17 protein-coding genes are annotated in these 17,310 nt (G+C 69.2%); 3 read left to right on the top strand and 14 right to left on the bottom strand.

The window, feature by feature from the left end; translation table 11 throughout:
* The 7 genes from RWP81_RS05910 to recO all read right to left on the bottom strand — a co-directional run.
* On the bottom strand, positions 1 to 278 hold a 278-nt coding region (locus RWP81_RS05910; protein WP_314453464.1), incomplete at its 3' end, for an ATP-binding cassette domain-containing protein.
* A 194-nt stretch (positions 279 to 472) separates the two neighbouring features.
* Positions 473 to 2,314, bottom strand: a complete 1,842-nt coding sequence (dnaG, locus tag RWP81_RS05905) for a DNA primase (protein ID WP_314453462.1) — start codon at positions 2,312 to 2,314, stop codon at positions 473 to 475.
* Positions 2,314 to 3,642: a deoxyguanosinetriphosphate triphosphohydrolase gene (locus RWP81_RS05900; protein ID WP_314453459.1), complete on the bottom strand. Its 1,329-nt coding sequence runs from the start codon at positions 3,640 to 3,642 to the stop codon at positions 2,314 to 2,316. Before RWP81_RS05900 ends, dnaG begins: the two co-directional genes overlap by 1 nt.
* Positions 3,635 to 4,801: a tRNA dihydrouridine synthase DusB gene (dusB, locus tag RWP81_RS05895; RefSeq protein ID WP_314453457.1), complete on the bottom strand. Its 1,167-nt coding sequence runs from the start codon at positions 4,799 to 4,801 to the stop codon at positions 3,635 to 3,637. The genes RWP81_RS05900 and dusB overlap by 8 nt, the downstream gene beginning before the upstream one ends.
* Before the next feature lie 80 nt (positions 4,802 to 4,881).
* A complete protein-coding gene (locus RWP81_RS05890) occupies positions 4,882 to 5,565 on the bottom strand; it encodes a DsbA family oxidoreductase (protein ID WP_314453454.1) in 684 nt (227 codons plus the stop codon).
* Between the two features lie 49 nt (positions 5,566 to 5,614).
* Positions 5,615 to 6,418, bottom strand: a complete 804-nt coding sequence (locus RWP81_RS05885; protein WP_183419795.1) for an isoprenyl transferase — start codon at positions 6,416 to 6,418, stop codon at positions 5,615 to 5,617.
* Complete coding sequence (gene recO / locus RWP81_RS05880) at positions 6,415 to 7,143, bottom strand: DNA repair protein RecO (RefSeq protein WP_314453448.1); 729 nt, start codon at positions 7,141 to 7,143, stop codon at positions 6,415 to 6,417. The genes RWP81_RS05885 and recO overlap by 4 nt, the downstream gene beginning before the upstream one ends.
* Positions 7,144 to 7,228: 85 nt before the next feature.
* Between recO and RWP81_RS05875 the strand changes: the two genes are divergently transcribed.
* A complete protein-coding gene (locus RWP81_RS05875; protein WP_314453445.1) occupies positions 7,229 to 7,927 on the top strand; it encodes a TRIC cation channel family protein in 699 nt (232 codons plus the stop codon).
* A gap of 115 nt (positions 7,928 to 8,042) precedes the next feature.
* Here RWP81_RS05875 and RWP81_RS05870 read toward each other — a convergent pair whose 3' ends face one another.
* Together RWP81_RS05870 and leuA are read right to left on the bottom strand one after the other, a co-directional pair.
* Positions 8,043 to 8,825 carry an MOSC domain-containing protein gene (locus RWP81_RS05870; protein ID WP_314453442.1) on the bottom strand — a complete coding sequence of 261 codons (783 nt, stop codon included), beginning with the start codon at positions 8,823 to 8,825 and terminating at the stop codon, positions 8,043 to 8,045.
* A gap of 72 nt (positions 8,826 to 8,897) precedes the next feature.
* Positions 8,898 to 10,658: a 2-isopropylmalate synthase gene (leuA, locus tag RWP81_RS05865; RefSeq protein ID WP_314453439.1), complete on the bottom strand. Its 1,761-nt coding sequence runs from the start codon at positions 10,656 to 10,658 to the stop codon at positions 8,898 to 8,900.
* Between the two features lie 224 nt (positions 10,659 to 10,882).
* Between leuA and RWP81_RS16310 the strand changes: the two genes are divergently transcribed.
* Positions 10,883 to 11,662: an Ig-like domain-containing protein gene (locus RWP81_RS16310; protein ID WP_399540553.1), complete on the top strand. Its 780-nt coding sequence runs from the start codon at positions 10,883 to 10,885 to the stop codon at positions 11,660 to 11,662.
* Complete coding sequence (locus RWP81_RS05860; RefSeq protein ID WP_314453437.1) at positions 11,593 to 12,444, top strand: hypothetical protein; 852 nt, start codon at positions 11,593 to 11,595, stop codon at positions 12,442 to 12,444. Before RWP81_RS16310 ends, RWP81_RS05860 begins: the two co-directional genes overlap by 70 nt.
* A gap of 266 nt (positions 12,445 to 12,710) precedes the next feature.
* Here the strand turns inward: RWP81_RS05860 and RWP81_RS05855 are convergent, their stop codons facing one another.
* The 5 genes from RWP81_RS05855 to RWP81_RS05835 all read right to left on the bottom strand — a co-directional run.
* A complete protein-coding gene (locus tag RWP81_RS05855; RefSeq protein ID WP_399540552.1) occupies positions 12,711 to 13,676 on the bottom strand; it encodes a zinc-binding alcohol dehydrogenase family protein in 966 nt (321 codons plus the stop codon).
* Between the two features lie 40 nt (positions 13,677 to 13,716).
* The gene (gene era / locus RWP81_RS05850) at positions 13,717 to 14,610 is read right to left on the bottom strand and encodes a GTPase Era (RefSeq protein ID WP_314453435.1); all 894 of its coding nucleotides are present in this window, start codon (positions 14,608 to 14,610) and stop codon (positions 13,717 to 13,719) included.
* Positions 14,607 to 15,917, bottom strand: a complete 1,311-nt coding sequence (locus tag RWP81_RS05845; RefSeq protein ID WP_314453432.1) for a hemolysin family protein — start codon at positions 15,915 to 15,917, stop codon at positions 14,607 to 14,609. Before RWP81_RS05845 ends, era begins: the two co-directional genes overlap by 4 nt.
* Positions 15,914 to 16,381: an rRNA maturation RNase YbeY gene (ybeY, locus tag RWP81_RS05840; RefSeq protein WP_055954445.1), complete on the bottom strand. Its 468-nt coding sequence runs from the start codon at positions 16,379 to 16,381 to the stop codon at positions 15,914 to 15,916. Before ybeY ends, RWP81_RS05845 begins: the two co-directional genes overlap by 4 nt.
* On the bottom strand, positions 16,378 to 17,310 hold a 933-nt coding region (locus RWP81_RS05835; protein WP_314453427.1), incomplete at its 5' end, for a PhoH family protein. The genes ybeY and RWP81_RS05835, both read right to left, overlap by 4 nt.

Genomic DNA, 17,310 nt, shown 5'->3' with positions numbered 1-17,310 from the left:
CCGGTGTGGAAGACCCACTCGCGGCGCGCCCGGCCGGGGTGCCGCGCCGCGATCCCGTGCACGCGCGCGTCACCGCCGACGCCCCCGAGCCCGTCGTCGGGATGACCCGCAAGGAGCGACACGAGTGACGACTTGCCCGCTCCCGTGGCTCCGCGAACGACCAGTGTCCGTCCCGGCAGCAGCGTGAAGGTGATGCCGTCGATCACGCGCACGCCATTGCGAGCGAGCGAGAGGTCGTCGGTGCGGAGGACGACGTCGGTGTCGAGGATCCGGGGCATCCCCCAATCCTCGCCCACCCGGGTGAGGGATGCCAACGGCGCGCCCGGGGAGCGCGTGCCGAGATGGCATACGCCTGCCGGGAGCCCAGGCGCATTCCGAGACCTCGCCCGGTGATTTTGGACGGCCCGCGGTCGCGACGACGCCCCGTTGTCTCGGCGCGACACCCCGCCGCCGCTCGCGCGGGCGCGGCGCGCTACGAGACGATCAGGCGCTGCCTGTCGGCATCCAGTTCGCGAAGGCGGAGGCGCAGACGCCGGCCCTCTTCGGAGTCGGCCGGCACGCGCTGGATGCCGCGGAGCAGGTCGTCTTTCTCGCGCTGCAGCTGACGCACCAGCAGCCCGCGGGCGAGATCGTTCGCCGAGGCCACCGCGCCCTCTTCGGTGCGCGCGGGGAACTCCGCGGTCAGCAGCTCGGCGGCGAGCGAACGGAAGGGCTCGCGCACGGCCTCGACGGCCGCGACCGCCCAGCCGGGCTGCGAAAGGTCGGTGGATGCCAGCGAGCTGCGCACGGCTTCGAGGGCGGGGTGTCCGAACGGCAGCTGCAGCGCGCGGAGGAACACGTCGGGCTCGATCCGGTGCCCGTACTGCAGGAACGCCATCATCGCCCCCCGCTCGAGGGCGACATCGCGCGTGTTCGGCAGCGATGCCATCGTGACCGACACCGCGATGGGCGCGGGCTCGGCGACGCGGGCGTTCTCGCGCTGGTCGGCGCGATCTGCCCCGCGCGCGGCACGCTCGACAGCGGCCTGCACCTCGGGCATGTCGAGCCCGAGGCGGCGGGCGAGCACCCGGACGTATCCCGGGCGCAGGGAGGGGTCGCGGATGTCGGCGACGATGGGCGCCGCCGCGCGGAGCGCGCCCGCGCGCCCCTCGACGCTGGCGAGGTCGAAGTCTTTCAGGCGCTGATCGATGACGAACTCGAACATCGGGTTCTTGTTCTCCATGAGCGCGCGCACGGCGCCGTCGCCCCTCTGCAGGCGCAGATCGCAGGGGTCGAGTCCCTCGGGGGCGACGGCCACGTATGTCTGCGCCGCGAAGCGCTTCTCGTCGGCGAAAGCGCGCAACGCCGCCTTCTGCCCCGCGGCGTCGGGGTCGAAGGTGAAGACGACCTCGCCCGACGAGCTGTCGTCGCCCATGACGCGACGGAGCACCGTGATGTGATCGGTGCCGAAGGCCGTGCCGCACGAGGCGATCGCCGTGGTGACCCCCGCGAGGTGGCAGGCCATGACGTCGGTGTACCCCTCGACGACGACCACCCGGTGCGATCGTGAGATGTCGCGCTTGGCTAAATCGAGGCCGTACAGGACCTGCGACTTCTTGTAGATCAGCGTCTCGGGGGTGTTGAGGTACTTCGGGCCCTGGTCATCGTCGAACAGCTTGCGGGCACCGAAGCCGATCACCTGGCCCGTCACATCGCGGATGGGCCAGATCAGCCGCCCGCGGAAGCGGTCGTAGACTCCCCCGCGTTGGTTTGTCGACACCAGCCCCGCCTTCTCGAGCTCGTCGCGCGAGAACTTCTGCGCCGTCAGATGGTCGAAGAGATTCGACCACCCCTTCGGGGCGTAGCCGACGCCGAAGTGGGCCGCCGCTCCCGCGTCGAAGCCGCGGTCGCCGAGGAAGCGTCGCCCGATCTCGGCCTCGGGGGTCATGAGCTGGGAGCGGAAGTACTCGGCCGCGGCCGCATTTGCGGCGTACAGCCGCGAGCGTCCGGTGGTCTCGGGGGCTGCTCCCCCGTCTTCGTAGTGCAGGGTGAAGCCGACGCGCGCGGCCATGCGCTCGACCGCCTCGGTGAACGACACGTGGTCCAGCGCACGAAGGAACGAGTAGACGTCGCCCGACTCGCCACACCCGAAGCAGTGGTAGTACCCGACCTGCGGGCGCACGTTGAAGCTCGGGGACCGCTCGTCGTGGAAGGGGCACAGGCCCTTCATCGACCCGACGCCGGCAGGCTTCAGCGCCACGCGTTCACCGATCACGTCGGCGATGTTGACCCGCGCCTTCACCTCGTCGACGTCGGCCTGGCGGATGCGGGCCATCAGACATCCGCTCGCGCTACGCGGGCGCCGGGTGCCCACACGCCGAGTTCGGCGGCATCCACGTCGCCGACGAGCCGGCCGTGCCACGCGATCGCCAGTTGGTCCGTCAGACTCGCCACCTGGTCGACCACCACGCGGCGACGGGCGGTGTCGTCGGCGGCCGCGGCGAAGTCGGGTGCGTGCAGCGCGTCGAGCGCACCGGGGTTCTCCCACATCGCGGATGCCAGTCGCTTCAGCACGTTGCGCTGCTCGCGGTAGAGCACCTTGCGGCCGTCGATCGAGACGACGGTGGCGCCGATGATGCCCTTCAGCACCGCCATCTCGACCTCGACGGCGGCGGGGACGACGACGTGCGCCCGGTAACGCGTGAGCTGGTCGGCGGGGTACGCCTCGCGGGTGGCGGCGGTGGCGGCACGCGCGAAGCGGCCGATGAGGTCGGAGGTGAGGTTCTTCAAGCGTGCGAGTGCGGGACGCGTGCCGTCGAACGACGGGATCCATTCCGGCATGGCCATGAGCCGCTCGAGCCCGGCATCGAGATCGTCGCGCACGAAGTCGTACCCCACCCAGCGCTGGATGGCGTCGAGCAGCCCCTCGCGGCCGACCCGGGATGCCAGACGCGCGGGGTCGACGTAGCGGTTGACGACCGCGTCTTCGAAATCGTGCACCGAATAGGCGATGTCGTCGGAGAGATCCATGGCCTCGGCCTCGATGCACCGCTGGCGGGCGGGCGCTCCGCCACGCATCCAGTGGAAGACCGGTTCGTCGTCGGGGTACACGCCGAACTTGAGGCGCCCGCCCGGATCGGGGACGGGCTCGTCGGCCGTCCACGGGTACTTGCAGGTGGCGTCGAGGCTCGACCGGGTGAGGTTGAGACCGAACGGTCGACCGTCGGCGCCGAAGACCTTGGGTTCGAGCCGGGTGAGGATGCGAAGCGTCTGCGCGTTGCCCTCGAACCCCCCGATGTCTTCCGCCCACTCGTTGAGCGCGCGTTCGCCGTTGTGCCCGAACGGCGGGTGACCGAGGTCATGACTCAAGCAGGCCGTGTCGACGACGTCGGGCGACAGCTGCAGGGCGGTCGCGAGCTCGCGGCCGACCTGGGCCACCTCGAGCGAGTGCGTGAGCCGGTTGCGGGCGAAGTCGGCGGGGCTCGCCGGGCTCAGCACCTGGGTCTTGGCGGCGAGGCGGCGGAGAGCTGCGGAGTGCAGCACGCGGGCGCGGTCGCGGGCGAAGTCGTCGCGCTGCGAGCGGTGCTTCTCGACGTGGAAACGCGCGGCGTCGGCGTCGTCGTACCCGAGGGGTCGGGCGGCGGTCACCGCGACCTCAGCCACCGCTGTGGTCCAGCTCCGCGTCGGCCAGGGCACGCCCGGCGTCGTCGCCGATCTCGCGCGAGGCGAGCCATCCGTCGGGGAGCGCCGGACGCTTGGGGGTGCCGGCACGACCGCGCTGGCCCTCGGCCGCGGCCCCGGGGTACGGGGCGTCGAGTTCCATCGTGGCGAGCAGGTCGTCGAACTCGTCGAGGGTCGATGCCGTCGCGAGGCTCGCCCGCAGCTCACCGCCAACGGGATACCCCTTGAAGTACCAGGCGACGTGCTTGCGGATGTCACGGCATCCGCGGCCCTCGTCGTCGAAGAACTCGACCAGCAGCTCCGCGTGTCGGCGGAAGGCCCGAGCGACGAACCCGAGGGTGGCGTCGACCGGTGCGCCGTGAGCGGCATCGGGGCCGCCGAGCGCGCGGGCGAGATCGCCGAAGAGCCAGGGGCGGCCGAGGCAGCCGCGACCCACCACGACGCCGTCGCAGCCGGTCTCGGCCATCATGCGCACGGCATCGTCGGCCGACCAGATGTCGCCGTTGCCGAGGACCGGGACGCTCGTGACGGTCTCTTTGAGCTTCGCGATGGCCGACCAGTCGGCGTGGCCCGAGTAGAACTCGCTCGCCGTGCGGGCGTGCAGGGCGATGGATGCCACCCCGGCACCCTCGGCGATGCGACCGGCCTCGAGATAGGTGAGGTGATCGGCGTCGATGCCCTTTCGCATCTTGATCGTCAGCGGCGTGCTGCCGGCGGCACGCACGGCCCGCTCCACGATGTCGCGGAAGAGCGAGGTCTTCCACGGCAGCGCGGCACCGCCGCCGCGGCGGGTGACCTTCGGCACGGGGCACCCGAAGTTGAGGTCGATGTGGTCGGCGTGGTCTTCGTCGACGATGAGGCGCACGGCCGCTTCGACGGTGGCGGGGTCGACGCCGTAGAGCTGAATCGAACGCGGCGTCTCGGACTCGTGGTGACGGATGAGCCGCATCGTGGTGTCGTTGCGTTCGACGAGCGCGCGGGTCGTGATCATCTCGCTCACGTAGAGGCCGGCTCCGTATTCGCGACAGAGGCGGCGGAACGCGGTGTTCGTGATGCCGGCCATGGGCGCGAGGACGACCGGAGCGTCGAGCTCGATGTTTCCGATGCGAAGGGTCCGCGCCGGGGCCGTTGCCGTGGTCATCGTTTCATTCTCCCAGACGTCGTGCGACAGCGGTGCCCACGCCGGTCGGACCGGCGGCGGACACCGCTGTGGAGGAGGGATCAGGCGTCGGCGGTCGCGGATGCCTCGCGACGCTCGCCCCATACCTGACGGGCGATCTGCGTGAACGCCTCGACCGGCTGTGCACCGCTCACGCCGTACTTGCCGTCGATGACGAAGAACGGAACGCCCGTGATACCGAATTGCTGCGCCTGAGCCTGGTCGGCGCGCACCGCGGAACGGTAGCGCTGCGACGCGAGGGCGTCGCGTGCGGCGTCTTCGTCCAGTCCCGCGGCGACGGCGAGCTGCACGAGATCGTCGTCGCGCCCGACGTGCTTGCCCTCGAGGAAGTACGCCGACATGAGGATCTCGGCGAGTTCGAGCTGACGCCCGTTCTCTTTCGCGAAGTGCAGTAGCTCATGCGCCTTGACGGTGTTGGTGTGCTTGAGCAGATCGAAGCGGTAGGTCAGCCCCGCGTCGGCGGCGACGCCGGTGACCCGGTCGAGCATCTCCCGCGCCGACTCCGGCGAGATGCCCTTGTGCTGCGAGAGGTAATCGACCTCTCCCCCGTCGAAGTCCTCGGGGGTGTCGGGCGAGAGCTCGAACGAGTGGTACTCGATCTCGACGACCGGGGCGTCGTCGTCGGCGGCCGTGGCGGCCAGGCCGTTCTCGAGGTTCCGCTTGCCGATGTAGCACCAGGGGCAGGCGATGTCGCTCCACACGTCGATCTTGATGGCATCCGTCATATCGCGTGCAACCCCTTCGATGGTGGATCTATTCCGTTCGCGGCATCCGTCACGCGGTCGGAGTGTCGACCGCACCACCGAAGCGGCGGTCGCGCGACAGGTACAGCCCGATCGCGTCCCAGAGGTGCGTGCGGCGGAAGTCGGGCCAGAGCGTGTCGAGGAACACCATCTCGGCGTACGCCGACTCCCACAGCAGGAAGTTCGACGTGCGCTGCTCGCCGCTGGAGCGGACGAACAGGTCGACGTCGGGCATGTCGGGCTGGTAGAGGTTCTTGCGGATCAGCTTCTCGGTCACCGCCGAGGGCTTGAGACGGCCCGCGGCGATGTCGTCACCGATGCGGCGCATGGCATCCACGATCTCGATCCGTCCGCCGTAGTTGACGCACATCGTGAGGGTGAGGGTGGAATTGCCTTCGGTCAGTCGCTCGGCATGCTGCAGTTCCTTGATGACGGAGCCCCACAGGCGGGGCTTGCGGCCCGACCAGCGGATGCGCACGCCCCATTCGTTGAGCTGGTCGCGCCGGCGGTGCAGCACCTCGCGGTTGAAGCCCATGAGAAAACGCACCTCGTCGGGTGAGCGCGACCAGTTCTCGGTCGAGAAGGCGTAGACCGACAGGTGTTTCACACCGGCCTGGATGGCGCCGGCGACCACGTCGAGCAGCGCCGCCTCGCCCGCCCGGTGCCCCTCGACGCGGGTGAGACCCTGGCGGTTGGCCCATCGGCCGTTGCCGTCCATGACGATGGCGACGTGCTCGGGCACCGCGCCCCGCGGGTACGACGGCGGGTACTCCCCGGTCCAGTCCAGCGGGCGATAGGGCACGGCGTCGCGGTGCGTGAACGGCTTCGGTGTCATCGATACGACTCCAGGTGCGGGAGGGAACGGATGCCGCGCTCCAGGTGGAACTGCGCGTAGGCGGCGACGAGGCCCGAGGCCGCCGCCGTCGTGCGACCGGGGGCGGCGTCGATGGTCTCCCACTCCCCCGCCATCAGCGCGCGGAGCATGTCGACCGTGTCGCGAGCGACGCGCGGCGAACCCGCCGGGGCGCAGGTCGAGCAGATCACGCCGCCGAGCTGCGGCAGGAAGTAGTCGTGATCGCCGACCGTGCCGCAACGAGCGCACTCGGTCAGCCCCGGCGCCCAGCCCGAGAGGGCCATCGCGCGCAGCAGGTACGAGTCGAGGACGCTCCGCTCGGGGTGCTCGCCCCGGGCGAGGGAACGGAGGCCGCCGACCAGCAGCAGGTACTGCTGGGGGGTCGCCTCGGCCTCGTTGAGACGGTCGGCGGTCTCCACCATGGCGCTGGCGGTGGTGTAGACGTCGTAGTTCGCCACGATGTCGGCGCCGTACGAGCCGAGCGACTCCGCCTGCTGAACGATGTCGAGGTTGCGTCCCCTGGCGAGTTGCACGTCTGCGACCATGAACGGTTCGAGCCGCGACCCGAACTTCGAGGAGGTGCGGCGCACACCCTTGGCGACCGCGCGGATCTTGCCGTTGCGGCGGCTGAGCAGGGTGAGGATGCGGTCCGCCTCCCCGAGTTTGTGGGTACGCAGGACCACGACCTCGTCGCGGTAGGTGGGCACAGTCCATTATCGTCCTCGACCGCTGCGTGCGGCCTGCGCGGCGCGCGGCCCGCGAACGCCGGCACCGGGCGGGAGAATGGATGCCGTGGACACGCCGACCTTCGTCATCCCCCTGTGGGCGGATCTCACCGCCGTCGCCCTCGGCGGTGTGCAGGGTGCGCTGTTCGCCTCGGGCTTCCAGGGGCAACGGCGCCTCGACCTGCTGGGCGTGGCGATCATCGGCATCCTGCTGGGGATGGGCGGCGGACTCATCCGCGACCTGCTGCTGGGGTTGACCCCGGCCACCCTGCAGAGCAACTGGTATCTCATCACCGCTACCCTCGCCTCGATCGTGGGGATGCTGCTGTCGGGCATCTTCCAGCGTCTGAATCGAGCGATCGTCCTGCTCGACGCCGTTGTCATCGGCCTGTTCGGCGCGTTCGGCACCTCGAAAGCGCTGGCGCTCGGGATGCCGGCCGTGCCGGCGATCTTCGTCGGCGTGCTCGCCGCGGTCGGCGGCAGCGTGCTCCGCGACGTGCTGATGGGCCTTCCCGTTGCGATCATGCACGTCGGCTCGCTCTACGCCGTCGCCGCCGGGGGCGGCTGCGCGGTGCTGGCGACGACGGCCGCCTTCGGCCTGCCCCTGCCGATCGCGGCCGTCATCGGCGTCGCGGTCACCACCGTCATCCGTGTGCTGGCCGTGCTGTTCGACCTGTCGCTCCCCGAGCAGCGCAAGCTCCACCGCCGCAAGGTCGCGGTCGAGACCACCGGCATCCCGATCATCCGCACCGACGACCCGGAGTGACTTCGGGGACTCTCTCCGCGCGAGTCGCCGGAATTCGTCGCTTCCCCGCCTGCAGGAGCGACGACTCTCGGCGACTCCCGCGAGGGTTTGCGATGCCTGACCTCTCACGCGCAGGTCAGGCGGAAGGCGTGACCTCGTCGCCCGTGCGGATCGTGCCGCCGCCGTCGAGGGGAAGGAGCAGGATGCCGAGGGTCGGCTCGTCCTGGGCGAACTCGGTCGTGAGCACGCGCAGAAGCCGGGCATCGCGCACCCCCGTGTCGGGGTTGGCAGCGATCGCCGCACAGCGCTCGATCGGCTTCTGCACCTCGAACTCCACCTCGCCGATACGCAGGCGATCGCGCCACTCGAGCTCCGCCCACGCGGCTGTGCCGCCGACGACGATGTTCGAACGGAACCGCCGATCGTCGACGGGCGCCGGCACGGTGGCATCCAGAGCGTCGACCGATGTGCTGCCGTGCAGCGAGACGTATCCGCGCGGCCGGTCCTGGAAGCGGGCGGTGACGCCGTCGCCCAGCAGTCCGAGCGGAAGGATGCCGTCGGCGTCGAGCAGCTTCGCGTCACTGGTCGTGCGGAGATAGGCCGTCACCGCTTCGCTGAGGCGCGTACGGCCTTCATCGCTGAGGTCGGCGGTGAGGTCGATGTCGTCGACGCGCAGCCGCAGCGTCTTCGCCTGGTCGTCGAAGGCGAGGTCGACCCGGGCCAGGGTGGGAAACGTCATCAGCGCAAGCCCGCGGCTCTTGGGGAAGGTGGCGTCCGCCGGCTCCAGGGCGTCGGCGAAGCGGAACACCAGGGCGCGATCGCCCTGCACACGGCCGTCGTCCTGGATGACGAGGCTGTCGCGCTTCTCGGGCGTGAAGCCCTTCACGGGATAGCGGTAGAGGGCGTCGACGCGGATCACGGCTTCATCCTCGCATCGTTCCCGTTCACGCCGAAGCGCCGCCGACCCCGGGTCGACGGCGCTTCGATCGGCTCACACGGAGGCGAGGGTGTCGGCCTCGTGACGGGTGCGGATCGCGCGGTTGACGCCCGAGACGATGGCCTTGAGCGAGGCGGTCGAGATGTCGCCGTCGACGCCGACGCCCCACAGGCGCTGGTCGTCGACCTGCAGCTCGACGTAAGCCGCCGCCTGCGCGTCACCACCGGAGCTCAGGGCGTGCTCGACGTAGTCGTAGAGGGTCACGTCGAACCCCTGAGCGCGCACGATCTCGAGGAACGCCGCGACCGGACCGTTGCCGACCGCCGACGCGGGGTGCACGGTCTCGCTGTCGCGCAGCGAGACGTCGAGGTGCACATCGCCCGACATGTCGCTCGACGAGCGGGTAGACAGCAGTTCGAACCGACCCCAGCGCTGGTCGTCGTTCTTCGACGGCAGGTACTCGTCGGTGAAGATGTCCCAGATCTGCGCGCTCGATACCTCGCCGCCCTCGGCGTCGGTGCGGGCCTGCACGACACCCGAGAACTCGATCTGGAGCTTGCGCGGCAGGTCGATCGCGTGATCGGCCTTCAGCAGGTAGGCGACGCCGCCCTTGCCCGACTGCGAGTTGACGCGGATGACGGCCTCGTAGGAGCGACCGAGGTCTTTCGGGTCGATGGGCAGGTAGGGAACGGCCCACTCGATCTCGTCGACGGTCTTGCCCTCGGAGGCCGCGCGGGCCTCCATCGCCTCGAAGCCCTTCTTGATGGCATCCTGATGCGAACCGCTGAACGCGGTGAACACCAGGTCGCCGGCCCACGGGCTGCGCTCGGGCACCGGCAGCTGATTGCAGTACTCGACGGTGCGCTTGACCTGGTCGATGTCGCTGAAGTCGATCTGCGGGTCGATGCCCTGCGTCAGCAGGTTGATGCCCAGGGCCACCAGGTCGACGTTGCCGGTGCGCTCACCGTTGCCGAAGAGGCATCCCTCGATGCGGTCGGCGCCGGCCATATACCCGAGCTCCGCCGCGGCCACGGCGGTGCCGCGGTCGTTGTGCGGGTGCAGCGACAGGATGACGTTCTCGCGGTGGTTCAGGTGACGCGACATCCACTCGATCGAGTCGGCGTAGACATTCGGGGTGGCCATTTCGACCGTGGCGGGCAGGTTCAGGATGACCTTGCGCTCGGGCGTCGGCTGGAAGACCTCGAGCACCTCGTTGCAGATGCGCAGCGCGAACTCCAGCTCGGTGCCGGTGTAGCTCTCGGGCGAGTACTCGTAGAACACCTCGGTCTCGGGGACCGTCGCCTCGTACTGCTTGCACAGGCGCGCGCCCTCGAGGGCGATGTCGACGATGCCCTGTTCGTCGGTGCGGAACACGACCTCGCGCTGCAGCACCGACGTGGAGTTGTAGAGGTGCACGATGGCCTGCTTCGCGCCGGCGATCGCCTCGTACGTGCGGGCGATGAGGTGCTCGCGCGCCTGCGTCAGCACCTGGATCGTCACGTCGTCGGGGATCAGACCGTCGTCGATGAGCTGGCGGACGAAGTCGAAGTCGGTCTGGCTCGCGCTCGGGAACCCGACCTCGATCTCTTTGTAGCCCATCTTCACGAGCAGCTCGAACATCACGCGCTTGCGCTCGGGGCTCATCGGATCGATGAGGGCCTGGTTGCCGTCGCGCAGATCGACGGCGCACCAGCGGGGGGCGGCCTCGATGCGCTTCGACGGCCACGTGTGGTCGGGCAGTTCGACGCGGATCTGCTCGTGGAACGGACGGTACTTGTGCACCGGAGCGGAGGTGGGCTTCTGGGTGTTCTTCATGATGTGTCGCTTCTTTAGATTCGTTCGGTGGGGCCGACGACGATCTCCGCGACGAGGAAGGCCCTTAGATCGAGGACTCGTCGCGGCGACTAAGAAGAAGCAGGCCACCGAAGCGCATGGAGCGATCGTAGCAGTGTCGTGCGCGGGGCCTTGCTTCGTCGGCGTGAGTCCTGGCAACCGGGCGCGGTGGACTCGACATCCCGGTGAAGGTGACCTGAGGGGCGATGTGTCGGGTGAATCGCTGCGCGGTGTGCCGTAGATTCCCGCTCGCTCAGGAAAGGGGCGAATCGGGCCAGGCTCCGGGATGTCACGGTGTCGAGCAGAAGTGGCTGGTGCTGTCGCGCCCTACCTGGAGGTCGTTCATGAAATCTCGTACCGTGACCGGGCATTCGATGGCCCCTGCAGGCGTGGCGCGTCGCACCGTGTTGGGAGCGGCAGCGTGGAGTGTTCCCGCGATCAGCCTGGTGGCCACGGCCCCTGCGAGTGCGGCGTCGGATGCCAATCAGGTGTCGCTGTCGGTGCCGAACAACCAGGTGGCGGCCAGTGGTGTGACGCCGGTGGTCGTGACGGTGCGCGATCACCTGGGAAGTCCGCTTGCGGGTCAGGTGGTGAGTCTGCTGGGTCCGGATGGGAGCGTGTTAGCCCCCGCGACGGGGACGACGAACGGTTCAGGCCAGTTCTCTACCACGCTCGATCTCGCCGCTCCCTGGGCGACGCCAGGCAAGACGGTCACCCTCACCGCTCTGTCGGGGGGCACTGCGGCATCCGAGACGGTGTCGGTGCTGGGTGCGAATCTGTTGGTGACTGCGTCGGGCGGGGTGTTGTCGCAGGCTGCGCGGGTGTTCCCCTCGCCGGTGGTTGACTATCAACCACTGTGGCAGATTGCGGTGCTGCGGATGGGTCGGTATGGAAGAACGGCCCCAATTGGGAGGTCATGCCGGAGATCACCAATGCCGCACGGGTGTCGGGCTCTCAGGGCAGCGCTAACTCCGTATACATCCTGAAGAAGGACGGCACGATCGTCGGCTGGGGAACGAACGGTGATGGGCAGTTGGGTGATGGCACCACGACGGACCGAACGTCGCCAGTGGTGTTCCAGGGGCTGGATAACGTCACACAGATTCAGTCGGGCGGGTACGCGCTGCATGCGCTGAAGAGCGACGGCACCGTTTGGTTCCAGGGCAGAAACACGTTTGGACGAGGTGGTGTGGGCTTGACGACGAGCCCCGTTCCGTTGGCCCAAGTACCGTTGCCTGCTCGTGCGATTCAGGTCCTCAACTACGTCGGACTCACGGCGGCTGCCTTGCTAGAGGACGGCACGGTGTGGACATGGGGCCGCAACACGGAAGGTGAGCTGGCCGATGGGACGACGACGGAGCAGACCGCCCCCGTGAAGGTTCTCGGACTGTCCGGCATCACCGCGATGGCGGGTGGTTCCGCGAACGCGGACTACTACGGAGCGAACTACCTGGCGTTGAAGAACGACGGCACCGTGTGGTCCTGGGGCCGCAACGAGTCCGGTCAGCTGGGACGCAACGGCACAACGGCGTCATACTTCCCGGCACAGGTTCCCGGAATCGACAACGTCACACAGATCACGACGGCACCATCTGCATCGTACGCACTTAAGAGCGACGGCACCTTCCTCGCCTGGGGACGCACATCACTCAGTGTCGGGACCGTATCGACACCCACCGTCGTCCCGGTATCCCGCCCCATTGCCACGCTCATCGGCGTCCACGGCCACGCCTACGGCGACGGCTGCTCCCTCGTTACTACCATCTGAACAGGAAGATCTTTGCCGGCCTGATCATCGTCATTCCCTCCAACTTGACGGAATGACGGTTGCCAGGCCGGTGAAGGTGTCGCGCACCTCTGCTTCCGGCGGGGTTCCCGATATCTCATGATCGAGTCGGCGCACGTGGCCGTCGCGATCGTGTCGAGAATCTCAGTAACCACAGCTGTTGGTGCGGCCCGCTCGTTCCTCCCCGTCAGGGAATTCAACGACAGCCATGCGGATACTCCGCCTCCCCCACCGAACCGCAGCGCTGCTCACGGCAGCAGCGCCACCTTACCGCCCGGGTGTCCGTTCATGACGAAGCCCACGGCCTCGACCGCGTCCGCCAGCGGGTACGTGCGGGCCACGGGCACCTCGAGAACTCCGGATGCCGCCAGCTCGAGCACGCGTGCCCGCGCGATGTCGCGGAAGCGCGCGCTCTCGGGTCGCGAACCCGCGATCCACAGGAACCCGTCGACCTTCGCACGATCGGGGCTCACGATGGTGACAATACGGTCGCGCTCGGCGACGAGGTCGAGCGAGACCCCGATGGCCTCATCGGTGCCCACGGCATCCCAGGCGGCGGCGATCGGCGCACCCGAGGCCGCCTGTTCGACCCGCTCGCGGAGCCCCTCGCCGTACGCCACCGGGATGCCCCCGTAGCGTCGAACTCGTTCGGCCGACTCCTCGGCATTCGGACCCACCGTCCCGATGACCCGCACCCCCAGCTCGCGGGCCTGCTGCAGGAGGCTCACGCCGACGGCCCCGGATGCCGCGTGCAGCAGCACGGTCTCGCCCTCGACGACCCGGGTGACCTGGATCATCTCGGCGGCCGTCGTTCCGGCCAGCAGCAGGTTCGCGGCCTCGGCGTGGGAGAGGGGCGCGGGCTTGGCGAACACATCGCGCGAGGGCACGGTGAGCTCGGTGGCGTAGGCGCCCTGCACACGGAATGCGACGACCTCGTCACCCACGGCGAGGGGGCCCGATCCGCCGATGGCGTCGGGGCCGACGGCGGTCACCTCGCCCGACAACTCGTAGCCGATGGGCACGGGGAATTCGGCCCCGGGACGCGCGGTGGCGACGTGCTTGGCATCCGCGGGGTTGATACCCGCCGCGCGGACGCGCACCGTGACCTCGCCGGGCCCGGGTGCGGGGGTGTCGACCTCGTCGAAGGTCCACGTCTCGATCGGGCCCGGAGCGGGGGCCGTCCACCTCATCGCCATGGTCACGCCTTTCGTCATGCTCGCTCTTCGGGGTTCGCGTTCGGGGTTCGCGGTCGGGTCAGAATCCGAGGCGCCCGAGCTGCTTGGGGTCGCGCTGCCACTCCTTGGCCACGCGGACGTGCAGCGAGAGGTAGACCCGTCCGCCCACGAGGGGTTCGATGCCGGCGCGCGCACGGGCGCCGACGTCGGCGAGGCGCGAGCCCTTGCGGCCGATGATGATCGCCTTCTGGCTGTCGCGCTCGACGACGATGTTCGCCCAGACGTCGGTCAGGTCGCTGTCTTCGCGCGGGGCGACGTCGTCGATGGTCACCGCGATCGAGTGCGGGAGTTCGTCGCGCACGCCGTGCAGCGCCGCCTCGCGGATGATCTCGGCGATGCGATCCTCGAGCGTCTCGTCGGTGACGACGCCCTCGGCGTACAGCGCGGGACCCACGGGCATGAGCGCCAACAGCTCGTCGCACAGCACGTCGAGCTGGTCGTTCGTGACGGCCGACAGCGGGATGACGGCATCCCAGTCCTCACGCAACGCATCGACCTCGAGGAGCCGCTCGGTGATCTGATCGCGCGAGGCGGCGTCGGTCTTGGTCACCAGCGCGACCTTCTTCGCCCGGGGGTAGCCCGAGAGCGACTCCGCGATCCGGCGATCTCCGGGCCCGACCTTCTCGGTCGCCGGCGCGCAGAACGCGATGACGTCGACATCGCCCAGCACCTGCTCCACGAGGTCGTTGAGGCGCTGGCCGAGGAGGGTCCGCGGACGATGGATGCCGGGGGTGTCAACGACGACGAGCTGGCCACCGGGACGGTTCACGATCCCGCGGATGGCACGTCGCGTGGTCTGCGGCTTCTCGCTCGTGATGGCGACCTTCTCGCCGACGAGGGCGTTGGTCAGCGTGGACTTGCCGACGTTCGGCCGCCCCACGAAGGTCACGAAACCGGATCGGGTGTCGCTCATCTGTCGTTCCTCTCGCGCGCGGAGGCGTCGGCCTCGGCGTCTTCGTCTGCGGGGGTCTCGGCACGCTCCACGATGACCGTGGCGATTCCCCGGTTGCGGCCGCGGGATGCGCCGCCGGTGAGGACGAGACCGGAGTGTTCGGCGGTGGCGCCCGGCTGCGGGATGCGGCCGAGGGCCTTGCCCAGCAGCCCGCCGACCGAGTCGACGTCGTCGTCGTCGAGTTCGAGACCGAAGAGGTCGCCGACCTCGTCGAGCCCGAGCCGGGCGTTGACGCGGTAGCGCCCGTCGCCCAGCTCGACGACCTCGGTGGAGGGGGCGTCGTACTCGTCGGCGATCTCGCCGACGAGCTCCTCGATGAGGTCTTCCATCGTGACCAGGCCCGCGACGCCGCCGTACTCGTCGACGACGAGGCACACGTGCACGGCATCCTTCTTCATCTGCTGCAGCAGCGTCTCGGCCTTCATCGATTCGGGGACGAAGACCGCCGGTCGGGCGATGCGGCGGATGGGCGCGTCACGCCAACCGGCCTCGTCACGGAAGCCGTACTGCACGAGGTCTTTGAGGTAGAGCATGCCGACGACGTCGTCGGCCTCGTCGTCGGCGAGCGGCACGCGCGAGACGCCCTTCTCGAGGAACAGCGACAGCGCCTCGCGGGAGGTGGCCGTGGCATCTACGCTGACCATGTCGGTGCGCGGGACCATCACCTCGCGAACGTAGCGGTCGGTGAAGTCGAAGACGGAGTGGATGAGCTCCCGGTCGTCCTGCTCGATGAGCTCGTTCTCGGCCGCCTCGTCGATGATGCTGAGCAGCTGCTCCTCCGACGCGAACGAGGTCGAGTGCGAGATGCCGGGGGTGACACGGTTTCCCACCGCCACCAGGCCGTGCGCGAGCGGGCCCAACAGGATGCGCATGCCGCGCACGACGGGAGCACCGCCGGTCAGGAGCCCCCGCGCGTGCTGGCGGCCGACCGATCGAGGGCTCGCGCCGACGGCCACGAACGAGATGCCGGTCATCAGCACCGCCGCGGCGATCACGGCGAGCAGGATGTCGTCGAACATCAGCATGAAGGCGGCGGCCACGAGCACCGCGGCGGTCGTCTCCGCGAGGACGCGGATGAAGGAGACAGCCGTGACGTGCGCGTTGGTGTCGTCGGCGATGCGCCGCAACGCTCGTGCGTTGCGTCCGGAGACGCCGAGCTCGAGCAGATCGGTGCGGGACGTCACCCCCAGGGCCGCCTCGAACGCCGCCATCAAGCCGCCGAAGGCGACGAGCAGGAAGGCGGCGACGAGGAGCAGCGCCTCGGTCATGCGCGGCGGTGGCGCTCGACGGCCTGGAAACCGGTGATGAGCTCGCGCTGCAGTCCGAACATCTCGCGCTCCTCGTCGGGTTCGGCGTGATCGAAGCCGAGGAGGTGCAGCAGGCCGTGCGTGGTGAGGAGGATCAGCTCGTCTTGCGTGGAGTGCTTGGCCGCGACCGCCTGGGTCTCGGCGACCGCGGGACACAGGACGATGTCTCCGAGGAGCCCTGCGGGAGTCGGCGCGTCTTCGGATCCCGGGCGCAGTTCGTCCATGGGGAAACTCAGCACGTCGGTGGGTCCGGGCTCGTCCATCCACTGCACGTGGAGGGACTCCATGGCGCCCTCGTCGACGAGCACGATCGCCACGTCGGCGTCGGCGCTGACGTGCAGCTCGGCCAGGTTGTACTCCATCAGGCGCAGGAGCACCTGCTCGTCGATCTGGTGGTCGGACTCGTTGTTGATCTCGATCGTCATGAGCGGTTTCGTCTCGGGAGGTGATCGCGGGGGCCGGCGGCGCTCTGGCCGCGTCGCTCCGCACGGGTGGCGAACTCACTGGCCTCGTCGCGCTCGCGACGCGCCGCGAGGCGTTTCTCGTCGTACTCGCTGTAGGCGTCGACGATGCGGCCGACGAGGTTGTGGCGCACGACGTCGGCGCTGGTGAGGCGCGAGAAGTGGATGTCGTCGATGTCGTCGAGGACCCGGGTGACCAGACGGAGTCCCGAGGCGCCCTGGGGCAGGTCGACCTGGGTGATGTCGCCGGTCACGACCATGCGCGTGCCGAATCCGAGACGCGTGAGGAACATCTTCATCTGCTCGGGCGTGGTGTTCTGCGCCTCGTCGAGCACGACGAACGAGTCGTTCAGCGTGCGACCGCGCATGTAGGCCAGCGGGGCGACCTCGATGGTGCCCGTGGCCATGAGCTTCGGGACGATGTCGGGGTCCATCATCTCGTTGAGCGCGTCGTACAGCGGCCGCAGGTACGGATCGATCTTGTCGGTGAGGGTGCCCGGGAGGAAGCCGAGCCGCTCCCCCGCCTCGACGGCGGGACGCGTGAGGATGATGCGGTTGACCTCTTTGCGCTGCAGCGCCTGCACGGCCTTGGCCATCGCCAGGTACGTCTTACCGGTACCGGCGGGACCGATGCCGAAGACGATCGTGTTCTCGTCGATCGCGTCGACGTACTCTTTCTGCCCCGCGGTCTTGGGGCGGATGACCTTGCCGCGCGACGACAGGATCGCCTCGCCCATGACCTCGGAGGGGCGCGGGCCTCCGTCGGAGCGCAGCATGCGGTTCGAGCTCGACACGTCGGACGGATCCAGGCCCTGGCCGGAGCGGGTCATCGAGAGCAACTCGTCGACGAGCCCGCGCGCGGCGCGCACCGCGTCGGGTGCGCCCGACAGCGT

Origin of the sequence: uncultured Microbacterium sp., assembly GCF_963521695.1 — a bacterium.
Classification (GTDB): domain Bacteria; phylum Actinomycetota; class Actinomycetes; order Actinomycetales; family Microbacteriaceae; genus Microbacterium.
The sequence above is the reverse complement of the archived record's forward strand: the minus strand, read 5'-3'. Positions and strand labels throughout refer to the sequence as shown.